A 25,283-nucleotide genomic window follows, 5' to 3' on the forward strand; every position below is an offset into this window, starting at 1 on the left:
GGGGTGTCGTGCGTTCACATGCAACAAAATGGGGAGACATCGCATGAGCGATGACAACACAAAGGATTACGCGCTGGAAGAAGGTATTGGCCGTGTTCAGGATGGTGCGGAAGGCTTGTTCAGCCAGCTCCCCAGTTATGATGAAATGAACCCGGCCAAGCGTTGTGCTGCAACGGAAGCTGTTCGGGATGTGGTGATTGACCAGCCCTTCCTGATTCTGCCGGTTGTGGGAATTTTCAGCTTTATTGTTGGTGGCCTGCTCCGGCGGCGACGTTAAAATTTTGATAGATTTTCAGTCAGAAAACTCTGCCTGAAGGTGTGAAGGAGATGATTACATGCTGAAGCTGGCACTGTTTTTTCTAGTTATTTCCCTTATTGCGGGACTGTTCGGTTTTGGTGGTATTTCCTCCGCAGCCGCGGGAATGGCAAAAATCCTGTTCTTTATCGCAATTATTCTGTTCGTTGTTTTTCTGGTGGTGGCCCTGTTGGCTGGGCGTGCCATTACAAAATAACCGCTTCTGAATAACCAGAGTATGAAAAAACCCCCGGTCTGAAAAGGCCGGGGGTTTTTTGTTTGTGCAGCTAAAAAGCAGGCCGCCCTAGTTTTTATCCTTTTGGATAAAGGATGGCAGAAGCGGGTTGTCTGTTTGCATGGAATCCTTGCTAGGCAGCGAGGATGCATCCCACCCACCACCAAGAGCTTCAATAAGCGTGACGGAATCCAGAATACGGCTTTGCTGAATTTGCAGTGCCGTTTCCGCATTGGAAAGAGCTGTTACTTCCGCCGTAATAACCGTGGTGTAAATCTGGGTGCCAGCCATGTACTGGTTGAAGGAAATCTGCACAGCCTTGTTGGCGGCTTCTACAGCAACAGCCTGTTGGTCTGCCTGGTCTGCTAGTACGCGCAGGTTGGCAAGCTGATCTTCTACTTGTTGCAGGGCTGTCAGCACGGTCTGGCGGTAGGCGGCTACGTAGTAATTATAATTGGTGTTGGCTTCACGCACAGCGGCGGTACGTGCGCCCCCCTCAAAGAGGGTTTCCGTAGCGGAAGCACCTAGCGCCCAGATACGGTTGGCTACCTGCACCAGTGCTCCCACCGGGTCACCACTGTAGGAGTAGCTGGCTGTTAATTTTACGTCCGGGTAAAATGCAGCAAGTGCTGCGCCAATCTGGGCGTTATATTCCTCCATCCTGCGTTCTGCGGCAGAAACATCTGGGCGGCGCTGCAAAAGCTCTGAGGGCACGGCAACAGGAATGGCCGGAATATCCCGCGTAAGCGCACCGTGGGGAATGGAAAGATCCGCCGGAGATTTGCCCATCAGAATGGCAATGGCATGTTCATACCCTGCGCGGGCGGCATCTGTTGCGGTGGCTTGGGCGCGTGTTTGCTCAAGCTGGGTTTTGGCCTGCATCAGTGTGGTGGGGTCAGCCGTGCCTGCATCATACTGGTTTTTGGTAATCTGGTAGGAGCGTTCGTAAAAATCTACGTTCTTTTGTAGCAGATCGTGCAAGCTATCCTGATACCGCAGGTTAAAATAAGCTGTTGCCAACTGCGCCTGATAGGAGAGTTTGGCATTGGCCAGATCAGCCGCAGAAGCCTGAGCCTCTGTTACCTGAGCCTGAATCTGACGGCGGATATTGCCCCACAAATCCAGATCCCACGAGGCGGAAGCACCCATTGCATAGGTATTTTCTGTGGTGTTGGAGGCAATGGAGGACGTTGTATCTCCGTAGTTAATAATCGTGCCTGATGAGCGCGAGCCACGGCCAGAACTCTGCCGGTTGAAGGAGAGGGCACCGCTTAATGTAGGATACAGCTCTGCCCGTATGGCGTTAATGGCGGCGCGGGCATTGCGGTATCTGGCCTCATACTGTGCGACGTTCTGGTTGTTGATTTCCACCTGAGATTCAAGCTGGTTCAGCAGCGGGTCATTATAAAGCGTCCACCATGCGCCTTTGGGAATGGCCGCCAAGCTGGGCTGTGCATAGTTCCACCCAGCCGCAGGCCGTAGCTCCTTGAACTGCGGAGAGATAATGGCCGAAGGGCGTTTATAATTGGGGCCAACCATGCAGCCCATAAGCGCCAGTGGTGCCATAAGGCTGGCAGCGCGGCGGGACAGTTTTTTGTGTTTGAGCATCATGCTGGAAAAAGAAGGCGAAACCATCAGCTATCCTGCCGGGAGGTGCGAGAAAAGAAAGAGCGCAGGCGTATTTTCTGAACACGCAGCCGCCACGTATCAAGCGTAAGATAAATAACAGGGGTGGTGTAAAGTGTAAGAGCCTGACTGACGAGCAACCCGCCCACAATGGCAATGCCCAACGGGTGGCGTAGTTCTGCCCCATAGCCATTGGTGATCATTAGCGGGGCAGCCCCCAGCGCTGCGGCAGCGGATGTCATGATAATAGGGCGGAAGCGGAGCAGGCAGGCTGTACGGATGGCCTCAAGCGAAGACATGCCATGTTCACGCTCTGCCACAAGGGCAAAGTCCACCAACATGATAGCGTTTTTCTTTACAATGCCAATCAGCAGAATCACCCCGATCATGGCGATAAGCGAGAATTCTTCCCCAGCCAGTTGCAGCGCCAACAGTGCTCCCACACCAGCAGAAGGAAGGGTGGAAAGAATGGTGAGCGGGTGCAGATAGCTTTCGTACAGAATACCCAGAACAATATACACGGCAGCCAAGGCGGCCAGTATCAGCAGGGGTTCATCATTCACGGCTTTCTGGAACTGTGCGGCATTTCCCGCAAAACTGCCGTGGATGGTGGATGGCATATGCAGCGTAACCTGTGCGGCGTTGATAATCTGCGTTGCCGTACTAAGCGAAACACCCTTGGCCAGATTGAAGGAGATAGTGGAAGCCACAGCCATACCCTGATGGTTGACCGAAAGGGGTGTACGTGTCTGCACAATCTGAGAAACCAGCGTAAGCGGCACCATGCTTTCTGACGATGTGCTGACAGCAGACCCGTTGGAAGCCCCGGCGCCTCCCGCCAGTGCGTTGGCAATCTGGTTTTTGAAGGATTCCGAACTTAGGGAAGATGCTGAACTGCTTCCGGCCTCATCCAGCCCGCTGGTGTTGCGCACACGTATGGTGTTGGATTGTGTGCCACCACCCGCTGTGCCACCAGCCACACTGACCCACACCTGCATCAGGCTGTGGGGGTTGGACCACAGCACCGGGTCAGCTTCCATCACCACGCGATACTGATTGAGCCTGTTGTAGATGACAGAGGCCGCGCGTTGCCCGAAGGCATCGTACAGCGTGTTGGAAAGCAACTGCGGCGTGATGCTGACACGTGCAGAGGTATCACGGTCTATATCCACGCTCATGGCGGAACCACCCTGCTGCACGTCGGATGAAAGATCGGTCAACTGTGGGTGGCGGCGTAATTCACTTTGGAGCTTGTCTGTCCATGTATAAAGCTCAGATGCGTTTTCACCTTCCAATGTGTACTGGTAGGAGGCGTTGCTCTGCCGGGCGCCCGCACGTACGGCGCCGGGTTCCATCAGAAAGAAATCAGCCCCCACCAGTTTGCTCAGCCGTGTGCTGATACGGTTGATAAGGTCTGTGGGGGTATCCGAACGCTCGCTTTTGTCCTGCAACTGCAAGAACAGATTGGCTTGGTTGGAAGAGCCGCGACCACCAATAAAGGAGGAAACACTTTTAACTTCTGATTCCGCCAGAATAGCCTTTTGCACATCAGCCAGTTTTTTGCTGAGTGCGCCAAACGAGATAGACTGATCCCCCTGCAAATGTCCCATCAACAGGCCCGTATCTTCTACCGGGAAGAAGCCCTTGGGCATGAGAATAAACAGCGCGACAATCAGCGCCAGCGTAAAGGGCAGGCTCAGCAACACCAGCTTGCTATGCCGCAGCGCAACATCGAGTGAATACGCATATCCAGCCTGAAGTTTATCTAGCGCACGGGTAATACGTGCCGCTACACGGGCAGAAAACGGTGCGTGTTCCTGCGTTTCAAGCGCGGGCGCACGTGGGGCCAACAGGTAAGCAGCCATCATGGGGGTAAGCGTGAGAGATAGCACCATGGAAATAATGATGGTGATGCTGACCGTCATTGCGAATTCATGGAACAACCGGCCCGCAAGGCCACCCATGAGCAAAATGGGCAGAAAAACCGCAATCAGCGAAATGGAAATGGAGAAAACGGTAAAAGCTACCTCGCCGCTACCTTTTATGGCGGCTTCTCGCGGGGGAAAGCCCTGTTCTATGTAGCGGGCAATATTTTCCACCACCACAATGGCATCATCCACCACAAAGCCGGTGGAAACCGTAAGCGCCATAAGGGACATATTGTCCAGCGAATAGCCAAACAGCGCCATCACCCCAAATGTGGCCACAATAGAAGCTGGCACCACAATGGCGGGAATAAGCGTCATTCTAACAGAGTGCAGAAACAGCAGCACCATTAGCACAACCAGCACCACGGAAATAACCAGTGTAAGCTGTGTATCGGCCAGAGAGGCGCGGATGGTAAGGGAACGATCCAGCCCAATATGCAAATCCACCCCGCCGGGCAGAGCGGCCTTGAGCATGGGTAGCTTAGCGTTGATCTGATCCACCGTATGGATCACGTTGGCCCCAGCCTGCGGGAACACGATGGCAATAACCGAGGGCTGGCCATTGTAATATCCGGCGTTGCGCAGGTCTTCCACGCTATCACGCACTTGGGCAATATCCGCCAGCCGCACGGGCCGATTATTGCGCCATGCGATAATCAGATCCCGATAATCCTGCGCTTTGCTTACCTGATCATTCGTATCCAGGGTAAAGCGCATGCCGCCTTGGTCAATAATACCTTTGGGGGTATGGGCATTGGCCGAGGCCAAGGCTGCGCGCACGTCTTCAAAGCTGATGCCGTAGCGGTAAAGCGGCAGAGGGTTTATTTCTGCACGGATAGCTGGCAGCGCACTCCCGCTGATTTCTACCTGACCAACACCTTCTACAGATGAAAGATGCTGCACCAGTACATTGGTGGCGTAATCATAAAGTTGTGGGCGCGTATGGGTGTCTGATGTCAGGGTTAAAATCAGAATAGGCGCGCCGTTAGGGTTGGCTTTGCGGTACGTCGGGTTTTGCCGCAGGGAGGACGGCATATCCGCATGGGCTGCCTGAAGAGCGGCTTCCACATCTCGCGCAGCGCCGTTGATATCGCGTGAGAGCGAGAATTGCAGCATGATGCGCGTGGTGTTCTGCGAGGATTGTGACGTCATTTCCGTCACATCCGCAATCTGCCCCAAATGCCGCTCCAGCGGGGCCGCTACAGAACTGGCAATTTCTTCCGGGCTGCCGCCGGCCTGCGTGGCTTGCACCATAATCACCGGAAAATCCACATTCGGCAGGTCAGATACCGGTAGGGTGCGGTAGCCTAAAATGCCCCCCAGCAACATGGCCACCGTAAGCAGAATGGTGGCCACGGGCCGGTCAATAAACAGCCGGCTTATGCTCATGGTGTGGAATGTCCATCAGCCGGAGGTGGGGCAGAAGGCTGGCTGTGCCGGTGCCGCATGGCGTTGAACTTGTGGGCCAGCGTATCCAGCGCCAGATAAATAACCGGCGTTGTAAACAGCGTAAGCAATTGGGAAAGTGCCAGCCCGCCAATAATGCTCAGCCCCAGAGGGTAACGCAGCTCGGACCCCGTGCCATGAGAGATGACCATGGGCACAGCACCCAACATGGCGGCAAGGGTTGTCATTAAAATAGGGCGAAAACGCAGTGTGGCGGCAGTGCGGATGGATTGAAGGGAGTCCATGCCATGCACGCGTTCGGCTTCCAGTGCGAAGTCGATCATCATGATGGCGTTTTTCTTAACAATGCCAATTAGCAGCACAATGCCGATAATGCCCATAATATCCAGATCCACGCCCGCAATCATCAGCGTTAACAGCGCTCCAATGGCGGCGGAGGGCAGGGTGGAGAGAATGGTAACCGGATGCACAAAGCTTTCGTAAAGAATGCCCAGCACGATGTACACGGCAATCAACGCCGCAGCTACAAGGAACAACTCATTGCTGAGTGAGCCTTCAAACGCGGCTGCCGTGCCTTGGAATGATGTCTGGAAGGTGGAAGGCAGCCCAATTTCTTTTTCCACCTTGCGGATGGCGGCCGTGGCATCCCCCAGCGCATAGCCATCGCTTAGATTAAAGGAAATGGTGGTGGCGGGGAACTGCCCAAAATGTGTGAGAAGCAGGGGCGCTGTTTCCTGCGTAACGGTGGTAACGGCATCTAGCGGCACCATGCCGGAAGTGGGTGAACGCGTAGGGCCAGAAACACTTTCCCCCGAATTGCCGCTGATACCCGGCAGATAAAGTTGGGAAAGTGAGGAAAGGTTGGTCTGGAACTTGGGGTCTGCTTCCAGAATAACGCGATACTGGTTGGACTGCGTATAGATGGTAGAAATCTGCCGCTGACCAAAGCTGTCATACAACACGTTATCAACGGTTTGCGGCGTGATGGAATAACGTGCTCCGGTGGCTCTATCCAGCGTAACCTTTGCCACCAGCCCAGATGCCTGCAAATCCGATGTGACATCAGAAAGCGCAGGTTCCTGCTTCAGGCGGTCCAGCAGCTTTGGCACCCATGTCTCAAAGGCACTGTATTCTGGGTTTTCAAGCAGGAACTGGTATTGCGTAGCCGTAACTGTTGTATCCAGAGAAAGATCCTGAATAGGCTGCATATACAGCTTGATACCGGCTACCTGTGAGGTTTCATCGGCCAGCCGCCGGGCAATTTGCGCCGCTGTGCTTGTGCGGTCATCATGCGGTTTCAGGTTGATAAGAAACCGGCCCTGATTAAGCGTGGCGTTCTGCCCATCCACCCCAATAAAGGAAGAAAGCGAGACCACATCCGGGTCTTTCAGCAGCACTTTGGCAAGTTCTTGCTGATGCTCTTTCATGCTCTCAAACGAGATGGTTTGTGAGGCAACAGAAATACCCTGAATTACCCCCGTATCCTGCGCGGGAAAGAACCCTTTGGGTATAACCCACGCCAGCACACCTGTAAGCAGCAGTGTACCTACGGCCACGCACAAGGTTAGCACGCGGTGGGCCAGCACCACATCCAGTATGCGGTCATATCCGGCAATCAGCTTTTCCGTGTAGTCTTCCATCCGGGCAGACCAGCGCTGGAATGCTGTTGTGGCAGAACCGGCATCATGCACACGTTCAGAAAGAATACGCGCACACATCATCGGCACCAGTGTAAGCGAAACCACAGCAGACAGAATGATGGTAACGGCCAGTGTAAGCGCAAATTCATGGAACAGGCGGCCCACAACATCGCCCATAAACAGCAGTGGAATGAGCACCGCAATCAGCGAGATGGTGAGCGAGATAATGGTAAAGCCAATTTCCCCGGCCCCTTTCAGGGCGGCTGTCATACGGTCTTCTCCCGCTTCCACGTAGCGGGAGATGTTCTCGATCATGACAATGGCATCATCCACCACAAAGCCGGTGGCGATGGTAAGCGCCATAAGCGAAAGGTTATCCAGCGAGAAATCCAGCAGATACATCACTGCCAGCGTGCCGATAATGGAAAGCGGCACAGACAGGCTGGGAATAATGGTGGCAGGGATATTGCGCAGGAATACAAAAATAACCGCCACAACCAGCGCGAGGGATAAAAACAGTTCGCCCTGTACATCGGACACAGAGGCGCGAATGGTGGTGGTGCGGTCTGTTAGCGGGGTAATATCAATACCCGGGGGCAGCGTTTCCCGCAGGGCAGGCAGGGTGGCTTTTACGTTGTCCACCACAGAAATTACGTTGGCGCCGGGCTGGCGCTGCACGTTCATGATCAGTGCGGGCGTAAGGTTGGACCACGCCGCAAGCTGCGTGTTTTCCGCACCGACAACCACCGTTGCGACATCACGCAGGCGGATAGGGCCGTTGTTCTGATAGGCGATAACCTGATTAAGCAGCACATCCGCACTGGTAATCTGCCCATCCACCTGCAACGTGGCGGCCTTTTGCGGGCCATCAAACGTACCGGTAGGGGAGTTTACGTTCACGTTGCCAATGGTGGTGCGCAACGTGTCCAGATCCATACCGTAGGATGTAAGCTTGGGAATGTTAACCCGCACCCGAATGGCTTTGCGGTTGCCACCAGAAAGCGTTACCAGCCCCACGCCGGAAATCTGGCTGATTTTTTGCGCCAGGCGCGTATCCACGTAGTCTTCCACTTCTGGCAGCGGAATGGTGGAAGATGTAATGCCCAGTGTTAGCACAGGTGTATCCGCCGGGTTTACCTTGGCGTAAACCGGAGGGGCTGGCAGATCTGTTGGCAGCAGGGAATTGGCCTGGTTAATGGCAGCCTGAACTTCCTGCTCCGCCACATCTATGGAAGTATCCAGCGCAAAACGCAGGGTAATAACCGATGCCCCACCAGATGAGCGTGATGTCATCTGGTCCAGCCCCGGCATCTGGCCAAACTGGGTTTCCAGCGGGGCAGTTACAGAGGTGGACATGACATCTGGCCCAGCGCCGGGGTAGAATGTTTCAACCGTAATGGTTGGATAATCTACCTGCGGCAGGGCGGAAACGGGCAGAAAATGGTAGCCCAGCAGGCCAGCCATAAAAATGGCCAGCATAAGCAGAGTAGTGGCAACCGGCCTGCGAATAAAAAGGGCTGAGGGGTTCACTTTGCCGCGGAATCCGATGCTGGAGTGGTTTGTGCAGGAATGGTGACTTTAATGCCGGCACGCAGATGGTCTGTGCCATCTGTTACCACTCTGTCACCATCCTTCAGGCCAGAGGGAACAACAATGTTGGTGCCATCTGATGTGCCCGTGGTAACGGGCCGCACTTCAACGGTGTTATCGGCCTTTACAACGTAAACAAATAGGCCATTGGGGCCAGTTTGCACTGCTGTTGTGGGCAGTAGCAGCACATTGTTAAGTGTTTTAACCAACAGGCGGGCATTTACAAACTGGTTGGGAAACAGATGCTCATCCGTGTTGGGGAAGATGGCACGCAGGCGCACGGTGCCAGTGGAGGTATCTATTTCACTATCCAGCGTGCTAACGGTGCCATCCGCAATTTTTTGCGTATTGGAACTGTTCCATGCCTCTACGGAAAGGGATTTTTGGGTGCGTAGCTCTTCCGCCACTTCAGGAAGCTGATCCTGCGGGAGTGTGAAGATAACAGAGATAGGCTGCATCTGCGTTAGAATAGCCAACCCGCCAGATTGACCCGCCGTAACGTAATTGCCCTTATCCACAGCACGTATGCCAATACGGCCATCTACAGGTGCAATAATATGGCAGTAAGTGATCTGGAGCTTCTGGTTATCCACCAAAGCCTGATCGGATTTTACCGTGCCTTCCAGTTGCTGCACGATAAACTGCTGATCCTTGGCCGTTTTAGCATCAATACTGTCCTGTCGGATCAGGCGCTGGTAACGCGCGCTATCTACGCGTGCCTGTGCAAGCTGGGCTTTATCTGCGGCAAGCTGGCCTTCATATTGGGCTAGCAACACCTCATAAGGGCGGGTGTCTATCAGCGCCAGCAGATCACCTTTGTGTACGTGCTGCCCTTCCGTAAACAGCACGTTCATCAGGTAGCCTTCCACGCGGGTTTGCACGGTTACGTTGGTAATGGGGATAACCGTTCCCAGCTCGGTAAACACCACGGGCATGGAGCCACTATGTACCGTTTGTACGGCAACGGGCTGCGCCTGAGATGTATCAGCCGTGTGGTGTTTGCCCTTTTTATGCGTTCCGCTGCTGGTGTCTCCATGCGGGCGCAGGAAGGCAAAGGCCAGCACGCATGCACCTGCCAGAGCTATGCCTGCAAGTAACATCCGTTTTTTACGGGGAGGGCGCGGAGATGGTGAAGACGGAGAAACGGGAGTGGCTGGCTGATGTTCATCCATGTGGCGCGCTGCGTATTACCTAAAAATAAGGAATATTGGTTCAGATAGGAAAATAAAGGCCAGAATAAGGTTTTATAATCCATCTGAGAGAAGTGATGGGAGCTGGAAAGCAGGAAGTTCTGCTTTCACCGTAAAACGTACCACATGGATATGGGAAGGGCTTGTTACGTTTTTTAACGTTTGTTTCCGCTCATGGAGGCCCCGGCAGAAGGTGCAAGGCTTGCCGCAAATGGCACAGCCAGAAGAGATACAGCCCCAGTTGCCAGAAAACCTGCGGAAAAATCGCCCAAAGTGGGTGTTGTGTGGCCATATATTTGCCCCAGCACGGTAAGCGTGCCCGCAGCAATACATATGCCAGCAGAAAGCATGATCTGCTGCATGGTGGAATACAGGCTGGTTGCAGCGCTCATGTTACTTGCTGGCACATCAGCATAGGCAATGGTGTTGTAAGCGGAAAACTGGATAGCTTGCGCAGCTCCGGCACATGCTAAAATAAGCGAAAAAAGCCACAAGGCATGCGGTAGCCGAAAGCTCGCTACCAGTGTAAAAACGACAGCAGCGGAAATGCCATTGAACATCAGCACCTTCCGAAAGCCCCAGCGCCGCAAAATGGCGGGTACAAAGGGCCGCGTTATTAACGCCCCAATGGGGGCTGTAAATGTGACCAGCCCGCTTTGGGCAGCGTTGAGCCCCATGCCGATTTGCAGAAAGGATGGCATGAGAAAGGGCAGCGAGCCCACTGCCACGCGTGAGGCCGCGCCCGCTAAAACAGAAATCCGAAATGTGGGAATGCGCATAAGCCGGAAATCTAGCAATGGCGCGGGAATGCGGAAGGCATGAATGCAGTAAAGGGCCATCAGAAGGCTGCCTGCGCCCAGCATAAGCACGCGCAAAGTTATTGAACCTTCTGCGTGGCTGAACAGTTCTGCAAAAACAGAAAGCAGCGCCAGCCCACCCCCGGCCAGCACCATGCCCTTTAAATCAAACGGCGCAGGTGAGGGCTCGCGAATTTGTGGAATAAAGCGCCATGTAAGCCCTAGCCCGACCAGCCCGATAGGAATGTTGAGGTAAAAATTCCACCGCCATGAAAACCATGTGGTGATAAATCCACCAACCACCGGGCCAAGCAAAGGGCCAAGCGTTGCGGGCAACATCATCCACGTCATGGTGCGCACAAGCTGATCACGCGGTGTGCTGCGGATAATCACAAGCCGCCCTATGGGCACCATAAGGGCGCCGCCAATACCTTGCAGCGTACGCATGCAGGCCAGAAAGGGAAGGGAGTTTGCTTGAGCGCAAAACAGAGAGCTGGTGACAAAAATGCAAATGGCCACCATCAGCACAGACCGGCTGCCCAGCCGGTCTGCCAACGCACCAGAAGCCGGTATGAAAATAGCTAACCCAATAATATAGGATGTGAGTGCAACAGAGGTTGCAACTGTATCAACGTGTAAACTGTTAGCAATAGAAGGCAGAGCTGTTGCCAGAATGGTGCCATCAAGCTGTTCCATAAACATCATGGAGGCAACGATCAGGGCGGTGAACTGCGCTTTGGTCGGGCGTGGCATGCCTAGTCAGAAACGTGTTTTTGCGGTCTGATGCAACCTATGATCCTGCAAGCACTGTTTTGTTACGGCAAGCAGGCGGGTAGGATTGCACTCAAAGTTTAAGGAAAAAGTCATGGCTGAAGATAAAATCAAGAATGTTGAAAGCAAGGTTGAAGGCGCAGCAACAGATGCCAAAGGCCATGTTAAAGATGCCATCGGCGGTTTGACAGGTAATATTGGCATGCAGGCCGAAGGTAAGTTCGATCAGTTTGCTGGCCACATGCAGCAGGATTTTGCAGATCTGTACGAAGAAGGTGAAGGCGTGCTGGAAAAGGCAGCAACCTTTGTGCGGGATAAGCCCCTGCTTTCATTGGGTATTGTATCCGCTATTGGCCTTGTTCTGGGCTGGCTGATCTTCCCCCGTCGCAAGCGTTCTTGAAAAATTAGTTTACCGGGACTCTTGCGCTCCTAGGTAAAAAAATGCTTCTCCTTCCCTGCGGAGTCGCAGTTGATGCGACTCGGTTAATTTAGCCGAGTCGCATCAAATGGATGGAAAGAGAAGCAATGCCGGACTTTACGCGGGAACAGCAGCTGGGTGGCCGAGTGGCCGGGGTGGATGAAGTGGGCCGTGGTCCGCTGGCAGGCCCCGTGGTTGCTGCCGCCGTGGTGTTTGGGGCTGGTGTACCTGCTGATCTTGCCGCCGTTATTGATGATTCCAAAAAATTAAAACCAGCTGTGCGCGAAGCCATAGCGGAACGCCTGCCGCAAGTGCCGGGTATTGAAATCGGCATTGGGGCAGCTTCCACTGCGGAAATCGATAAGCTGAACATTCACCATGCAGCCCATCTGGCCATGCAAAGGGCGGTAGGCCGCCTGCCGCGCCTGCCAGACCACGTGCTGGTGGATGGCAACAAGCTGCCGGATTTTGGCTGCGCTGCACAGGCTATTGTGGGCGGAGACAGGGTAAGCCTGTCTATTGCTGCGGCATCTATTGTGGCCAAAGTGGTGCGAGACCGCGCTATGGCTCGGCTGGATGCGCGCTGGCCTGATTACGGCTGGGAGAAAAACGCGGGCTACGGCACGGCTGTTCATCGCAAGGCGCTGATCAGCGTGGGCATTACACCGCACCATAGAAAGACGTTCGGCACAGTGCGCCGGCAGCTAGAAGAACATTATTCGGCGGAGAAGCAGGTATGAGCGGCGCAAAATCAGCATCCATGGAACTCCCTATTGATCAGATCCTCCGTGGTGAATGCGTGGAAACCATGCGTTCCCTGCCTTCTCGTTCTGTGGATTGTGTGTTTGCAGATCCGCCATACAACCTCCAGTTGCGTGGAGAACTGCGCCGCCCAGATGATACGCTGGTGGATGGCGTGGATGATGACTGGGACAAATTCTCTGATCTGGAAGAATATGACCGTTTCACCCGTGCATGGTTGGCAGAGGCCCGCCGTGTGCTGCATAAGGATGGCACAATTTGGGTGATTGGCTCCTATCATAACATCTATCGCATTGGCGCCATTTTGCAGGATCTGGGCTTCTGGATTCTCAATGACATTGTGTGGCGTAAATCCAACCCCATGCCCAATTTCCGTGGTCGGCGTTTTACCAATGCACATGAAACCCTTATCTGGGCCGCACGTGGGCAGGATAGCCGGTACCGTTTTAACTACCAGGCCATGAAGGCGCTGAATGATGATGTGCAGATGCGCTCAGACTGGTATCTGCCCCTGTGCACAGGCAATGAGCGCCTGCGGAATGAACACGGGTTGAAGCTACATCCGACCCAAAAACCAGAAAGCCTGCTGCATCGCGTGCTGCTGGCTTCCACCACGGTAAATGATGTTATTCTAGACCCATTCTCCGGCACAGGCACCACGGCTGCTATGGCGCGCCGTTTGCGGCGGCATTTTATCGGTATTGAACGCCACCCGGATTATGTAGAAGCTGCCATGGCGCGTGTGGCCGCTGAAACGCCGCTGGAAGCCGATGCCGTGCAGACCACGCAGGATAAGCGTGAAGCCCCGCGTATTCCTTTCGGCTCATTGGTGGAGCAAGGGGTTATTGCTGCTGGTACGGTAGTGTGTGACAAAAAACGCCGTGTACATGCGACTGTTTCGCCTGATGGCACGTTGGTAAATGGCACCAAGCGCGGTTCTATCCACAAGTTGGGTGCGCAGCTTACAAATGCTCCTTCCTGCAATGGCTGGACATTCTGGTATTTTGAACGGGCAGGGGAATTGTTGCAGCTTGATGTGCTGCGGCAGGAAACACTGCATAAAACAGCGCAGGCATAACTGCGCTGTTTTATATGGCGTAAGAAAATACTTTAAAAACAGAATATAAAAAGGCAGCGTTTTAGCTGCCGCCAAAGCCCAAAAAGCCCACAGAAGGTTGTGCGGTGCCGCCTGTGCTATCGTACCGCCGTTCTTGTATTTGCTTCTGTTCGTCCTGCTCATAACGGGCATTATTGATACCGCCAGAAACAACAGGTTCCGAACCACCATCCATGCTGCCACCGTAAGAATGCGGGTTATCAGCCGGAGTGCGGAGGGAAAGCAGAAGGAAGGTAATGGGGTTACGGTTAAGGTCGATAGACATATCCAGAGGTGTCTGACCCAGAATATTATGCCCGTTCAGATCCGCCCCACGGTTAATGGCATCTTTTGCAGCAGAAATGCTGCCACGGTTAATGGCATCAAACAGGGCGGCTGTGGGTTCCACATCCTTATTGGATTTATCCCCGTCATCTTCATCCAAGCCTGATGCACCGGGAATATTGGTGGGCGGGGCAGCCTGTTTGGCAGCCTGCGCGGCTTCCGCCTTTTTGGCGTCTTCAGCAGCAGCAGCTTCATCGCCCCCTTGTGCCTGCGCCCAGACGGGAGTGGTGGCAAAGCAGGCAAAACTGCCCATAAGCACGGCAGAAGAAGCAAGGCGGCAGAAACGGGTCATTGTCTGTCCATCATTACACGTATGCGTCATGCTATCACACCGCATAATGGTGTGAAAGTGGAGAGACCGCACACCCCACTCTTTCCCTGTTGTTATCAATTCCGGCCTTCACGCCACCATCCTGCAAAAAGGAAGGCGAGAGATACCAGCAGCATGCTCCATGTTGGCAATAAGGGTTCTGCACTTTTGCCCGTTACAATATGCGCGCCACGTTGCGGGAAGGCCAGCCAATTTGCGCCGTGCAGGGTGGAGGATTCTGCCATCCGAATGGTGGGTATGGCCAAATGTCCGGGCGTACCCAGCCAGAACACACCACCGCCAGACTGCTGCACAATAGGCGCCAGCTTGGTGGCTGTGGCCCGTAAATCCGTCATTTCACGGATATCGCTTTGCACTGGAGCTGCGTAGGCGGTGTGGGTGCCATCTGTTACCTGCCAGATTCCTGCTTCATTGGCGGGCATGGTTGCTGTCTGGCTGCCATCCTGTGGGGCAGCATGCAGGTGCGGGGATGTTTGCGTGCCCGAAGGCGCCGTGATGGTGACACCGGGCAGAGTGGCTTCGGTGCTGATACTGTGGCGCGTTACGGTTAACACGTTGTCTGTAATGCTGGCAGCCAGTTGTTCTTCTTCCAGCTCTGGCTCTTTCATCAGCCAATGGGAAATCCGGCGCAGTAATTCCGCCTGCGGTCCGCCACCACCTTCACCGCGAGACCAAAGCCAGATCTGGTCAGAAAGCAGGAGGGCCACACGGCCCTGATCCACTCGGTCTAGAACCAGCAGAGGGGCGGCATCTGGTCCGCTCATCAGCACTTCACCATGTGTGCTGTCTGGTTTGAGAGCGCGGTACCAAGGCCCCCATGCGCCAGCAACGGTTGTGGTGCTATCTGGCACGTTGGCATCGGGCGTACCAGAAAGAGCAGCCGTAACAGGGTGTTGGCGGCCTTGCGCAGTTAACCGAGGGCGGAACTGGCGCTCAACCATGCCTGTTTCTGGCGGCACATGCGCGGGCAGCACATCGCCTACAGGGGTTTCCTGTAATGATCCGGGGCCTACAAATTCCGGCCCAGCGGTTAGCAACAACCCACCACCACGGCGCACAAAGTTGGCAATGTTTTCCAGATAGCTGTGGGGCAGAATGCTGCGGTTTTCAAAACCATCCAGAATGATCAGGTCAAACTGGTTGATCTTGTCCTGAAATAGTTCCTTTACGGGAAAAGCAATGAGCGCCAGATCAGATAGCGGCGTGCCATCATCTTTTTCTGGTGGACGCAGAATGGTGAAGTGGATCAGATCCACTGCCGGGTCTGCTTTCAGCAACCGGCGCCAGACACGCTCCCCTTGGTTGGGGGTGCCGGAAATCAGCAAAACCCGCAGCCTGTCCCGAATACCCATAATATGGGTGATGTTTTGATTATTCAGTTGTGAGATTTCCCCCGACAGAGGGGAAACCGAAAGGCTGATAAGCATCTGCCCCGGCCGTGCAACAGGGATGCTGATATCTTGCGGCGTGCCTGTAACAACAGGGATGACCACAGGCTCTTCCCCATTCACGCGTAAGGTAAGTTCCGCTGGTGTGCCAGTATGCGTGCCGGGGCCGGAATCTTCGGCCAATACGCGTAAATGTGCGGGTTGTCCGGCAATGGCGTAGGGCGGTGCTTCTAGTATCTGGAGCTTGCGGTCTATTTCCTCACCTTTGGCGGTCAGCAACACATGCAGGGGTAGGGGAGTTTGTTCTCTCGCAGCAGTGTGCGGGCGCAGGCGATCTGGCAGGCTGGCCGGAATATCAGCAACCTGACCATCTGTAACCATCATGGCGCCAGCAAGCTGATCGGGTGGAATATCTGCTGCAGCCTGATCCAGGGCTTCAAACAGGCGGGTGCCGTCATGCCCGTTCTGGCGCACTGTAACGGTACGAATATTCAGCCCTTCCACCTGCATGTGGGCCAATGCATCTGCCGCCTGCCGGGCAATAGCTGCCCGTTGTCCGATAGACATGGAAGGAGATTGATCTACCAGCATAAGGGCGGTTTGGGGCAGGCTATGCCAGCTTTCACGCAGATGCTGCGGGCCCGCCAGCCAGAACAGAAGCGAGGCAAGAGCAGCCAAGCGCAGCAAGGCCCCGCGCGCGCCGTTATACAGGCTCCACGCACAAAGTATCAGGCCCCCAATGCCTAGTAGAGCCAGCAGCCATAAAGGCAGAAGTGGCGCAAAACCAATGGATTGCATTAGATTGTTTATCATGGCCGGTCTTCCAGCCGTTTCAGCAGCATGGGCACATGCACTTGGTCTGCCTTATAACTGCCGGTAAGCGCGTAAATGACAATATTTAGTCCAAAGCGATAAGCCAGTAACCGCTGCTCTGCGCCACCAGGAATAACCGCAAAGGGCGTATTGCCAGATGGATCAACCGCCCAAGCGTGTGCCCAGTCTGCCGAGCCGATAATAATGGGGCTGACTTCATCATTTCCGGCATCGCCTTCCCGCGCCACCCAGATGGGCTGGCCAGCGTAACGGCCCGGAAAGTCATGCAGCAGGTAAAAAGTATGCGCCAGTAGGTGGTGGTCATTCATGGTTACGAGGGGCGGCACTGTTAGCCCTGTTGTAGCACGGCGCAGGGCGGCACGCGTGCCCGGAGCATCTCCGGCAAAGCTGGCATCATCTGTGGTGCCGTCTGGCGTGTCCTGTCCTTGGGTATCAATGAGCAAAATGCCACCATGCGCCATAAAACGGTTGAGTGCGGCTATCATGGCGGGAGAGGTATGAGCATCTGGCGTAATCGGCCAGTATAGCAATGGATAGTAGGCTAGATCATCCGTTTCGGGGTGCACGCCATCAGGGTGGCCCAGCACGGCAGATGTGCGGGCATTCGTAAAATCCGCCAAACCCTGAAGCCCTTGGCGCGAGGCTTCATCTACATCTTCATGCCCGGTCAACACGTAGGCCAGACGTGTTTCAAGTGCTGCTCCGGGCACGGAGGGTAAGGTTTGTTGTGCAGGAACCGGCGGTTGTGTATCTGCTGCATGGGCCGGAGCGGCCATGCCGAACAGCAGCCCGCCTATAACCAATGCAGCCGTATGAGCGCGGTTGGTAACCAAAAGCCCTTTGCGCATCAGCAGAACCACAGCGCCATCAAGCAACAGCAGAACAATGGCTGCCAGAAGGCAGAAGCGCCCCAGAGGCACATCCGGCTGTTGTCCTGCCGGATCTGTAATAAGACCCACGGCGCTTTCAGGATGCAGCGTGGCAACGTGGTCCGCGGCATTTAAGGCGCGGCGGCCAGAACCGGGGCCATACAGGCCCGGAGGGTGCGCGGGGGAAACATCCGTGCTGGCAAAGGCGGAAGCTTTTAGGCCGCGCGCATAAGGTGGCGGAGGGCCAGCAATACCTGCACCATCCAGCGTAAGGGCTGGTTGCAATATGGCATCATCCGCTGGCACACTTACGCCGTTTGCGTGGTCTGTCAGCCTTTGCAGCATGGAGACAAACAACCCGGAAAGCGGCAGGTTAGACCAATCTGTCGTGCTGCTGACATGGAACAGCACAATTTCACCTTTGCCCAGCGCGGCATGTGTAACCAGAGGCGTGCCATCTGCCAGCCGTGCCCATGTATGCTCAGTAAGTGTGGCGGAGGGGCGTGCCAGAACCTGCCGAGAGACTGTGACATCATGAGGAGGCACTAAACCAGCGAATGGGGAGGTGGCATCAAACTTGGCAAGTTTTTGCGGGGTGCCCCATGTCATGGAGCCGCCGAGTTGGCGTGCACCATCCAGCAAAGCGACGGGAAGCAGATCTTGCATGGTCTGCTGGGTATTGTCGTTCTCGGTGGTTTCAGTCGCATCATCATGCTGGGCACCGGCAAGGGCTGGTCCTGCAAAGCGGATGAGTGTGCCGCCATTTTTAACCCATTCACGCACTTTTTCTCGTGTTTCCGGGTCTGCCAATGTGCCATCAGGCGCAATTAAAACAGAAAGCGGGCGGCTTAAAAGCGCCAATGGCGTGCCTTCATGCAATTCGGCAGAAGGGGCAAGAGCGCGGCGCAAATAGAACAAAGACCCCACTAAAGGTGTATCCGCTCCGCCGGAAGCCAGAAGCCCTACCGGATGCAGGCGGCTGCTTTCATCCATTAGCACTGTGGTGGCAGCGCTAGCTGTGCCTGCAAGCGTAAGCGTATCTATGCGGTTGCGCACGGCGGCAGGCAAGTTCACAGCAATATTGGCGTGACCAGATTGTGCGGGCAGGGTTACGGGTACAACGGCCAGTGTGCCCCCATCTTGCGTATGCGCAATAACATTAAAACTGCGTGGAGCCGCAGCAGGCATCGCCACCAGCCGTGCCATGACGTTATTGCCTTTATCGACCACCGGAGCCAGAGCCACAGCGTTTTGATGCGGAAAGCGCACTTCCCGCACGCGCCCTAAACGTTGCAGGGTGTGCGTAAACGCGCCATCGCTGGGGGTGGCAACACCATCCGCCAGATACAGAATACTGCCAAATGTTTGTGCCGCTAGATGTTCCAGTGTGTGGGCGGCAGCTAAGCGATCTACTTGCCAAGGTTCTGGGCGCAACGCGTTTAGATGCTGCCGCACTTGAGCAACTGGCAAGGGGGCGAGGCTTTCTGCCACAGATGTTTCGGCTTCCGGCGCGGTGGTAAGCAACAGCACGGGACGTTTGGCGCGTTCGGCATCATCCAGAAAATTCTGGGCAGCGGCTAAACGTTCGTTCCAGTCTGCGGCGCTGAACATGCCGTTATCTATAATAAGCAACACCGGGCCAGATCCTTGCTGGGCGGCATTGTGCCCCGGTAGCACTGGCCGGGCCAAGCCAAGAACCAACAAAGTAACAGCGAGCAGCCGGAGGAGCAGCAACCACAGCGGAGAGCGTGCAGCCTCGGTATGGCGTGGTTTCAGGCTGGCCAACAGTTTTACAGGCGGAAACACTTGTTGGCGTGGGCGCGGGGGTATTGCACGCACAAGCCACCACACCAACGGCAGCGTAAGCAGGCCCAGTAGGGCAAGGGGAGCCAGAAAAATCATACCCGGCGGCCCATCAAATTATGCAGGGCCAGCAAGGTGGGCGTGGCTGGAGTATCGGTAACATGGCAAATATAATCATGCCCAAGGCTTGTAGCCATTTGCTCAATCTGGCTGCTACGTGCAGATGCCAGATGGGTGTAATCTGCACGCAATGTTTGCACATGGGGCAGCTCAATGGGCGGTTCCTGCTCCAGCCCCGTAAACTCAACGCGCCCTTCATAGGGCAGGGAAAGCTCTGCCGGATCTGCGATATGGAGAATATGTGCACGCACGCCCTGCGCTGCACATTGATGCAGCAGACCGCGCAGGGCCTCTGTTTCACACAGCAGATCACTGGTCAGCAGTAAATGTGCATGGCGCGGCAGCGCGACAGCGGCAGGCAGCGTATTTTTTTGCGGCGAGGAAGCCTGAAACACCAAAGCCAATGCCAGACGCTCCAGAAGGCTGCCTCCAGAGGGTAGATGCACCATACCGGATGAAGAAAGCAGCCGAATGCGTTCTCCCCCACGAGCAAGAGCAGCGGCCATTGCCAGCGTGAGTAGAATGGCGCTTTCCAGCTTGGTGGGCATGTTGGTGCGGGAGTGCCAGTTCATGGAGCCAGAAAGATCACACCACAACAGAATGGTTTGCGCGCTTTCGGCTTCTGTTTCGCGCACATAAGCATGGGTGCTGCGGGCGGACTGTCGCCAGTCTATATGCGCAGCAGGCTCTCCCGGCTGGGCTGGGCGATATTGCCAGAAGGTATCTCCCCACCCCGCGCGATGTTGCGGGTGCTGCCCGGCCGCCAGTGTGGCGGCGGTGCGATTGGCCTGCACAATTAAATCGGGCATGCGTGCCGCCAAGGCCTGTGCTTGTTGAGTAAGCGTGGCAGGTTGCCCGATGGCAGCAGAACTATCTGCCAGCGCGGCAAAATGCGGAGCCTGTGTGGTGCCAGCCTTATTGCGGCGGAATGCGGCGGTAAGAAAGGAGGGGCCGCGCAATGGCTTTAACCCAGTTGTTGCAGAAGGCGAGAGATTACATCCTGAATTTGCACACCTTCAGCGCGGGCGGCAAAAGTAAGCGCCATACGGTGGGCCAGAACAGGCTGGGCCAGTGCCGCAACATCATCCATGCTGGGGGAAAGTCTGCCATCCAGCAAGGCGCATGCGCGGGTGGCCAGCATAAGCGTTTGTGCGGCACGCGGGCCGGGGCCCCAAGCAATTTGTTCACGCAAGGTGGCATCTTGCGTGGTTTCTGGCCGGGCGTTGCGCACCAGGTTGAGAATGGCATCCAGCACTTTTTCACCTACCGGAATACGGCGCACCAGTGCCTGTGCTTCCAGCAGGCTTGCGGCATCCATAAGGGTTTGGGGCTGTTCTGTTTGTGCGCCGGTGGTGGCCAGCAGCATCTGCCGTTCCGCAGCTTCATCAGGGAAGGAGAGCGGAATTTGCAGCATAAAGCGGTCAAGCTGCGCTTCTGGCAGCGGGTAGGTGCCTTCCTGCTCCATAGGGTTCTGGGTGGCCAGAACATGAAAAGGGCGTGGCAAAGGGTATTCTGTTCCGGCTACGCTTACGCGGTGTTCCTGCATGGCTTGCAGCAGCGCAGACTGTGTACGGGGGCTGGCGCGGTTGATTTCATCCGCCATCAGCAACTGGCAGAATACCGGGCCGGGCACAAAGCGGAAGCTTCGGTGGCCAGAGGCATCTTCATCCAGAATTTCACTGCCCGTAATATCGGAGGGCATAAGGTCTGGCGTAAACTGCACGCGGCGCGAATCAAGCCCCAGCACTGTTCCCAAAGTTGTGACCAGCAATGTTTTGCCTAAACCGGGCGCCCCCACCAAAAGCGCGTGGCCACCAGCAAGAATGGTGGCAAGCGTTTGGCGGATAACCTGTTTTTGGCCAAAAACAATGCGAGAGGTTTCCTGCTGCACGGCTTGCAGCCGTTCGCAGATACGGTCTGCCTCCCGCACTTCGGGAGGAGATGAGGGCTGTTGCGCGGGCTGCGATGCGTCTGATGCGGTCATGGTTCCAGTGTGAAGCACATACGGGGCTTACATCAAGCGGGGTATCATCCCTATATCATCAGGATGACGGTATGGACACGTATTACAGGATGATAGGCCAGTGAAAGGCGAACACGCAGTGAGTGGCGACAGTCTTGCCTGTTCGGGGCATCAGGAAAGCCCGGAAAGAAAAAGGCATGACTTGGGATACCTGCCTTTTCTGGTGCGGCGCGATGGCGTGTGGCTTTATAGGGGCACGCCCATAAAACGTAAGGCCATGCTGTGCATGTTTGGCTCCATGCTCACGCGGGATGAAAAAGGGGCATACCTGCTACGCTCTCCTTTTGAGACCGGGTATATTGAAGTGGAAGACGTGCCTTTTCTGGCGGTAGAGCTGGATTGGACAGGCTGCGGCAGAATGCAGCGTCTGTGTTTTCGCACCAATATGGATGAAGTGGTGGTGGCTGGGCCAGAGCACCCGATTCGGACAGATTGGAACATGCCGCCAGAAGCGTGCCCGGAGAGTTGCCCACCCTATATCCGCTTGCGAGAGGGGGATGATAGGCGCTTTCCGTTAGAAGCGCGTCTGTCTCGCCCAGTGTGGTACGAGCTGGCCGCTTTGGCAGAACCAGGCGTGTGCCAAGGGGTTCCCTGCATGGGCGTGTGGAGTTGCGGGTGCTTTTTTCCGCTTTCCAGGCAATCATCCGGCACAGATTGCGACGCATGACTCGCACTTTATTGCACCGGCTGGCTCCTGCACGTTTGCATGCGCTGGAGCAGATATGGGCCGTGCTGCCTGAAGCACGGCTTGTTGGCGGTGTGGTGCGTGATTTGATGGTGGGGCGCGCTATTGCAGATGTTGATCTGGCAGTGCCGCAACCGCCCGAAGAGGTTATGCAAGGCCTGAAGGCGCAGGGCATTACAGTTGTGCCTACCGGGTTGGCGCATGGCACAGTGACAGCGGTTATCGATTCCGCGCCCTATGAAATTACCACCCTACGGCGCGATGTGGAAACAGATGGACGGCACGCCGTGGTGTGCTGGACAGACAACTGGCAGGAAGATGCCGCGCGCCGAGATTTTACAATCAACGCCATGTCCTGTGACAGCACAGGTGCTGTGCATGATTATTTTGGCGGCCAGCAAGATCTGGCAGAAGGAACTGTGCGTTTTGTAGGCGATGTCACGCTGCGGATACAGGAAGATGCGCTGCGTATTCTGCGGTTTTTTCGCTTTTGGGGGCGCTATGGGCAGGGGCGGGCAGATGCACAGGCCATGCAGGCCATTACTGCGCAGGCGGCGTTGCTGAACGGCCTGTCTGTTGAGCGGGTATGGTCTGAACTTAAACGTATTCTGGCTGGGCCGAAGGCGCAGGATGTTGTGTATTTGATGCAGCAGGCCGGTATTCTGCCTGTTCTGTTGCCAGAAGGTGCAAATGTGCCTTTGTTTGCACGGTTGATGGCGTTTAATCCGCCAGCAGATGCACTGCTGCGGCTTGCTGCTTTGGTGCCGAATAAAAGCGCAGATATGGCACGCCGCCTCAAATTTTCTCGCGCTGAAGCCGCACGCCTCAAAGCCATGCAGGCTGAACCCGTACCTTTGCCCAAGATGTCCGATGCGCAATTACGCCATTTATTGGCAGATACTCCGCCAGATATTCTGGCTGCACGCAGTTGGCTGCATCAGGCGCGGTATTCTGATGTTTTGGGCGAAGAACTGCGGCAACGTTTAGCGCAGCTTGAAATCCCTGTGTTTCCGATAGCAGGGCGAGATTTGCTAGAGGCAGGCTGCCAGCCGGGGCCGCACGTTGGGCAGGTGCTGAAAGATGTGCGTAACTGGTGGCAACAGGGTGGTTGCAGCGCAGATAAACAGGCTTGTCTGGCCTATGCGTTAGAGCTGGTGAAAGCGTTGCCATAATAAAACCATGCGTCAGCCTCTTACGCGAAAGGGGGGGAGGCTGTTAGAGAAGACGCATGACGTCACAAGCATCTGCTTCCTCTACCCGTTCGTCCCGTTCTTCCCGCGATTTATTGCCGGATGATACCCGCGTGCTTCTGAGGCGGTTATGGCGGCAGCAGGTGCGCCATTTTCCCGGTAACCTTACGGCTGTTGTGCTGCTTACGGTATTAACAGCCGGGCTTACTGCATTGTACCCGCTGGTTATTCAGCGTGCGCTGGATATGTTTTCCAGCCATGATTCCCGCATTCTGTATCAGGTGCCGCTGTTGGTGGTGCTGATTACGGTTGCCAAATCCATTTCTCAATACGCGCAAACGCTGGCGTCTCAGGGGTTGGTGCTCAAGGTTATTCGTGGTTTGCAAAGCGAGATGTTTGCGCATCTGATGCAGGCGGATATTACCGATGTAGAGCGTGAAGCTCCGGCCAAACTGGCAGCACGTTTTACCACGGATGCCGTTTCTATCCGTGAAGCCATGATCCGCGCAGTAAACTCGCTGGGTGATGTTGTGACCGTGGTGGGGCTGATTGCCTCCATGTTTTACATGGATTGGGAACTCAGCCTGATAGCCGGTCTGCTTTACCCCATTGCCGCAGTGCCTATTCAAAAGCTGGGCAAACGCGTGCGGCGCGCTTCTGGTGGCATGCAGGAACGGATTGGGGAAACCGCTGCTTTTCTAACAGAAAGCTTTAGCCAGGCTCGTACTGTGCGCGTGTATCGGCTTGAACAGCGCGAGGAAGAACGCGCGGCCATTTCCTTCGATCATCTGCATCAGGCCATGCTGCGTATTACGCGCGGTCGTGCACGTGTTGACCCCTTGTTAGAAGCGCTGGGTGGTTCTGCCGTGGCTGCGGTATTAGGTTTTGCAGGGTGGCGGGCCGCTATGGGCGGGGCCACATTGGGGGATTTTTCCGGCTTTGTGGCGGCTTTGTTGCTGGCAGCACGCCCCTTACGTGCATTAGGGGCCTTGAACGCCGCTTTGCAGGAAGGGTTGGCCGGGCTTGTGCGTATTTTTGAAATTATTGATGAAAAACCCGCCGTGGCAGATAGCCCCAATGCTGTGCTTCTTGGTGCCGGGCAGGGTGATCTGGTTTTTAAAGATGTCGGCTTTGTTTACCCAGATGGTCGCGTTGGTCTTTCCGGCCTTAATTTTGAGGCCAAGCCGGGCTTTACCGTAGCGCTGGTGGGGCCATCTGGTGCAGGTAAGTCCACTGCGCTTTCCCTTGTGCCGCGGCTGCATGATGTCACATCGGGCTGCATTTTACTGGATGGGCAAGATCTGCGGGATATCACACTGGCCAGCTTGCGAGATGCCATCGCTTATGTCAGCCAAGATCCGCTGCTGTTTGACCTTTCTGTGCGCGACAACATTCTGATAGGCCGCCCCACCGCCACGGAAGAAGAGGTTCAGGCAGCGGCCAAAGCAGCCGCAGCCGAAAAGTTTATTCTGGCCTTGCCCGCAGGGTATGAAACCATAGTGGGGCCGGGTGGGCAGCGCCTTTCTGGCGGGCAGAGGCAGCGTGTGGCCTTGGCGCGCGCTCTACTGCGCAACCCACGCCTTCTGCTGCTGGACGAAGCGACAAGCGCACTGGATAGTGAGAACGAAGCCGCAGTGCAGGACGCTTTGGTGACCCTGCGTAAAGGGCGTACAACGCTTGTGGTGGCGCATCGTCTTTCCACCGTACGGTCAGCAGATCTGGTGGTGGTCATGCAGGAAGGCCATGCTGTGGAATGCGGAAACCATGATGAACTCATGGCGCAAAACGGTCTATATGCGCGGCTGGTTAGAACACAGGGGTTGGAACGTTAAGGCCAGCGCAGCAGATTGGGCGAGGCAAACTGCGTCTTTTTTACAGCAAAACATTAAAAACCCAGGTTGCATGTGTGCTGAATGCCATGTGCGACTTGATGCCTGCTT

At 55.5% G+C, this 25,283-nt stretch carries 18 protein-coding genes; 8 read left to right on the forward strand and 10 right to left on the reverse strand.

The genetic code is table 11. From position 1 onward, the window contains the following. The first annotated feature begins 43 nt into the window (after positions 1 to 43). A complete protein-coding gene (locus WG31_RS05320) occupies positions 44 to 277 on the forward strand; it encodes a hypothetical protein (RefSeq protein WP_035351594.1) in 234 nt (77 codons plus the stop codon). 58 nt (positions 278 to 335) lie between these two features. Next, entirely contained in the window at positions 336 to 512 is a 177-nt protein-coding gene (locus tag WG31_RS14920; protein ID WP_006116031.1) for a DUF1328 domain-containing protein, read from the forward strand. A gap of 87 nt (positions 513 to 599) precedes the next feature. On the opposite strand, the gene WG31_RS05325 is transcribed toward WG31_RS14920, so the two are convergent. The 5 genes from WG31_RS05325 to WG31_RS05345 all read right to left on the reverse strand — a co-directional run bounded on the left by WG31_RS05325 (position 600) and on the right by WG31_RS05345 (position 11,461). Continuing rightward, on the reverse strand, positions 600 to 2,165 hold the full coding sequence (locus WG31_RS05325) for an efflux transporter outer membrane subunit (protein ID WP_006116030.1): 1,566 nt from the start codon (positions 2,163 to 2,165) through the stop codon (positions 600 to 602). Next, the gene (locus WG31_RS05330; RefSeq protein ID WP_063353864.1) at positions 2,165 to 5,473 is read right to left on the reverse strand and encodes an efflux RND transporter permease subunit; all 3,309 of its coding nucleotides are present in this window, start codon (positions 5,471 to 5,473) and stop codon (positions 2,165 to 2,167) included. Before WG31_RS05330 ends, WG31_RS05325 begins: the two co-directional genes overlap by 1 nt. Further along, positions 5,470 to 8,661: an efflux RND transporter permease subunit gene (locus WG31_RS05335; RefSeq protein ID WP_063353865.1), complete on the reverse strand. Its 3,192-nt coding sequence runs from the start codon at positions 8,659 to 8,661 to the stop codon at positions 5,470 to 5,472. Before WG31_RS05335 ends, WG31_RS05330 begins: the two co-directional genes overlap by 4 nt. Then, positions 8,658 to 9,893, reverse strand: a complete 1,236-nt coding sequence (locus WG31_RS05340) for an efflux RND transporter periplasmic adaptor subunit (RefSeq protein WP_063353866.1) — start codon at positions 9,891 to 9,893, stop codon at positions 8,658 to 8,660. Before WG31_RS05340 ends, WG31_RS05335 begins: the two co-directional genes overlap by 4 nt. A 173-nt stretch (positions 9,894 to 10,066) precedes the next feature. After that, positions 10,067 to 11,461, reverse strand: coding sequence for an MFS transporter (locus WG31_RS05345; protein WP_063353867.1), 1,395 nt, complete (start codon positions 11,459 to 11,461; stop codon positions 10,067 to 10,069). 112 nt (positions 11,462 to 11,573) lie between these two features. On the opposite strand from WG31_RS05345, the gene WG31_RS05350 reads away from it, so the two are divergent. The 3 genes from WG31_RS05350 (at position 11,574) to WG31_RS05360 (ending at position 13,737) form a co-directional block, all read left to right on the forward strand. Next, on the forward strand, positions 11,574 to 11,879 hold the full coding sequence (locus WG31_RS05350; RefSeq protein ID WP_035351587.1) for a CsbD family protein: 306 nt from the start codon (positions 11,574 to 11,576) through the stop codon (positions 11,877 to 11,879). 110 nt (positions 11,880 to 11,989) lie between these two features. Next, on the forward strand, positions 11,990 to 12,637 hold the full coding sequence (locus WG31_RS05355) for a ribonuclease HII (protein ID WP_006116024.1): 648 nt from the start codon (positions 11,990 to 11,992) through the stop codon (positions 12,635 to 12,637). Then, positions 12,634 to 13,737, forward strand: a complete 1,104-nt coding sequence (locus tag WG31_RS05360; protein WP_063353868.1) for a site-specific DNA-methyltransferase — start codon at positions 12,634 to 12,636, stop codon at positions 13,735 to 13,737. Before WG31_RS05355 ends, WG31_RS05360 begins: the two co-directional genes overlap by 4 nt. Positions 13,738 to 13,798: 61 nt before the next feature. On the opposite strand, the gene WG31_RS05365 is transcribed toward WG31_RS05360, so the two are convergent. From WG31_RS05365 to WG31_RS05385, 5 genes are read right to left on the reverse strand one after another with little or no spacing between them, the layout of a single operon-like run. Continuing rightward, entirely contained in the window at positions 13,799 to 14,464 is a 666-nt protein-coding gene (locus WG31_RS05365) for an ankyrin repeat domain-containing protein (protein WP_063354883.1), read from the reverse strand. A 23-nt stretch (positions 14,465 to 14,487) separates the two neighbouring features. Next, positions 14,488 to 16,632, reverse strand: coding sequence for a hypothetical protein (locus tag WG31_RS05370; protein ID WP_063353869.1), 2,145 nt, complete (start codon positions 16,630 to 16,632; stop codon positions 14,488 to 14,490). Further along, positions 16,629 to 19,424 (reverse strand): DUF4159 domain-containing protein, encoded by a 2,796-nt coding sequence (locus tag WG31_RS05375; protein WP_063353870.1) that lies wholly within the window; start codon positions 19,422 to 19,424, stop codon positions 16,629 to 16,631. The genes WG31_RS05370 and WG31_RS05375 overlap by 4 nt, the downstream gene beginning before the upstream one ends. Continuing rightward, on the reverse strand, positions 19,421 to 20,404 hold the full coding sequence (locus WG31_RS05380; protein WP_063353871.1) for a DUF58 domain-containing protein: 984 nt from the start codon (positions 20,402 to 20,404) through the stop codon (positions 19,421 to 19,423). Before WG31_RS05380 ends, WG31_RS05375 begins: the two co-directional genes overlap by 4 nt. 5 nt (positions 20,405 to 20,409) lie before the next feature. Next, entirely contained in the window at positions 20,410 to 21,447 is a 1,038-nt protein-coding gene (locus WG31_RS05385) for an AAA family ATPase (RefSeq protein WP_157884500.1), read from the reverse strand. 82 nt (positions 21,448 to 21,529) lie between these two features. On the opposite strand from WG31_RS05385, the gene WG31_RS05390 reads away from it, so the two are divergent. The 3 genes from WG31_RS05390 to WG31_RS05400 are packed head-to-tail and all read left to right on the forward strand — an operon-like array spanning position 21,530 to position 25,175. Then, complete coding sequence (locus tag WG31_RS05390) at positions 21,530 to 22,135, forward strand: DUF1285 domain-containing protein (protein WP_063353873.1); 606 nt, start codon at positions 21,530 to 21,532, stop codon at positions 22,133 to 22,135. Then, positions 22,132 to 23,325 carry a CCA tRNA nucleotidyltransferase gene (locus tag WG31_RS05395; RefSeq protein WP_063353874.1) on the forward strand — a complete coding sequence of 398 codons (1,194 nt, stop codon included), beginning with the start codon at positions 22,132 to 22,134 and terminating at the stop codon, positions 23,323 to 23,325. Before WG31_RS05390 ends, WG31_RS05395 begins: the two co-directional genes overlap by 4 nt. A gap of 56 nt (positions 23,326 to 23,381) precedes the next feature. Then, positions 23,382 to 25,175, forward strand: coding sequence for an ABC transporter ATP-binding protein (locus WG31_RS05400; protein WP_063353875.1), 1,794 nt, complete (start codon positions 23,382 to 23,384; stop codon positions 25,173 to 25,175). The last annotated feature ends 108 nt before the right edge of the window (positions 25,176 to 25,283 follow it).

This window comes from Acetobacter oryzifermentans (assembly GCF_001628715.1).
Lineage (GTDB): Bacteria > Pseudomonadota > Alphaproteobacteria > Acetobacterales > Acetobacteraceae > Acetobacter > Acetobacter oryzifermentans.

Coding starts and splice junctions, on each gene's coding strand:
- WG31_RS14920 (WP_006116031.1), top strand. CDS start 336: ATGCTGAAGCTGGCACTGTTTTTTCTAGTTATTTCCCTTATTGCGGGA.
- WG31_RS05345 (WP_063353867.1), bottom strand. CDS start 11,461: ATGCCACGCCCGACCAAAGCGCAGTTCACCGCCCTGATCGTTGCCTCC.
- WG31_RS05360 (WP_063353868.1), top strand. CDS start 12,634: ATGAGCGGCGCAAAATCAGCATCCATGGAACTCCCTATTGATCAGATC.
- WG31_RS05350 (WP_035351587.1), top strand. CDS start 11,574: ATGGCTGAAGATAAAATCAAGAATGTTGAAAGCAAGGTTGAAGGCGCA.
- WG31_RS05400 (WP_063353875.1), top strand. CDS start 23,382: ATGACGTCACAAGCATCTGCTTCCTCTACCCGTTCGTCCCGTTCTTCC.
- WG31_RS05320 (WP_035351594.1), top strand. CDS start 44: ATGAGCGATGACAACACAAAGGATTACGCGCTGGAAGAAGGTATTGGC.
- WG31_RS05375 (WP_063353870.1), bottom strand. CDS start 19,424: ATGATTTTTCTGGCTCCCCTTGCCCTACTGGGCCTGCTTACGCTGCCG.
- WG31_RS05340 (WP_063353866.1), bottom strand. CDS start 9,893: ATGGATGAACATCAGCCAGCCACTCCCGTTTCTCCGTCTTCACCATCT.
- WG31_RS05355 (WP_006116024.1), top strand. CDS start 11,990: ATGGAAAGAGAAGCAATGCCGGACTTTACGCGGGAACAGCAGCTGGGT.
- WG31_RS05330 (WP_063353864.1), bottom strand. CDS start 5,473: ATGAGCATAAGCCGGCTGTTTATTGACCGGCCCGTGGCCACCATTCTG.
- WG31_RS05325 (WP_006116030.1), bottom strand. CDS start 2,165: ATGGTTTCGCCTTCTTTTTCCAGCATGATGCTCAAACACAAAAAACTG.
- WG31_RS05395 (WP_063353874.1), top strand. CDS start 22,132: ATGACTCGCACTTTATTGCACCGGCTGGCTCCTGCACGTTTGCATGCG.
- WG31_RS05370 (WP_063353869.1), bottom strand. CDS start 16,632: ATGATAAACAATCTAATGCAATCCATTGGTTTTGCGCCACTTCTGCCT.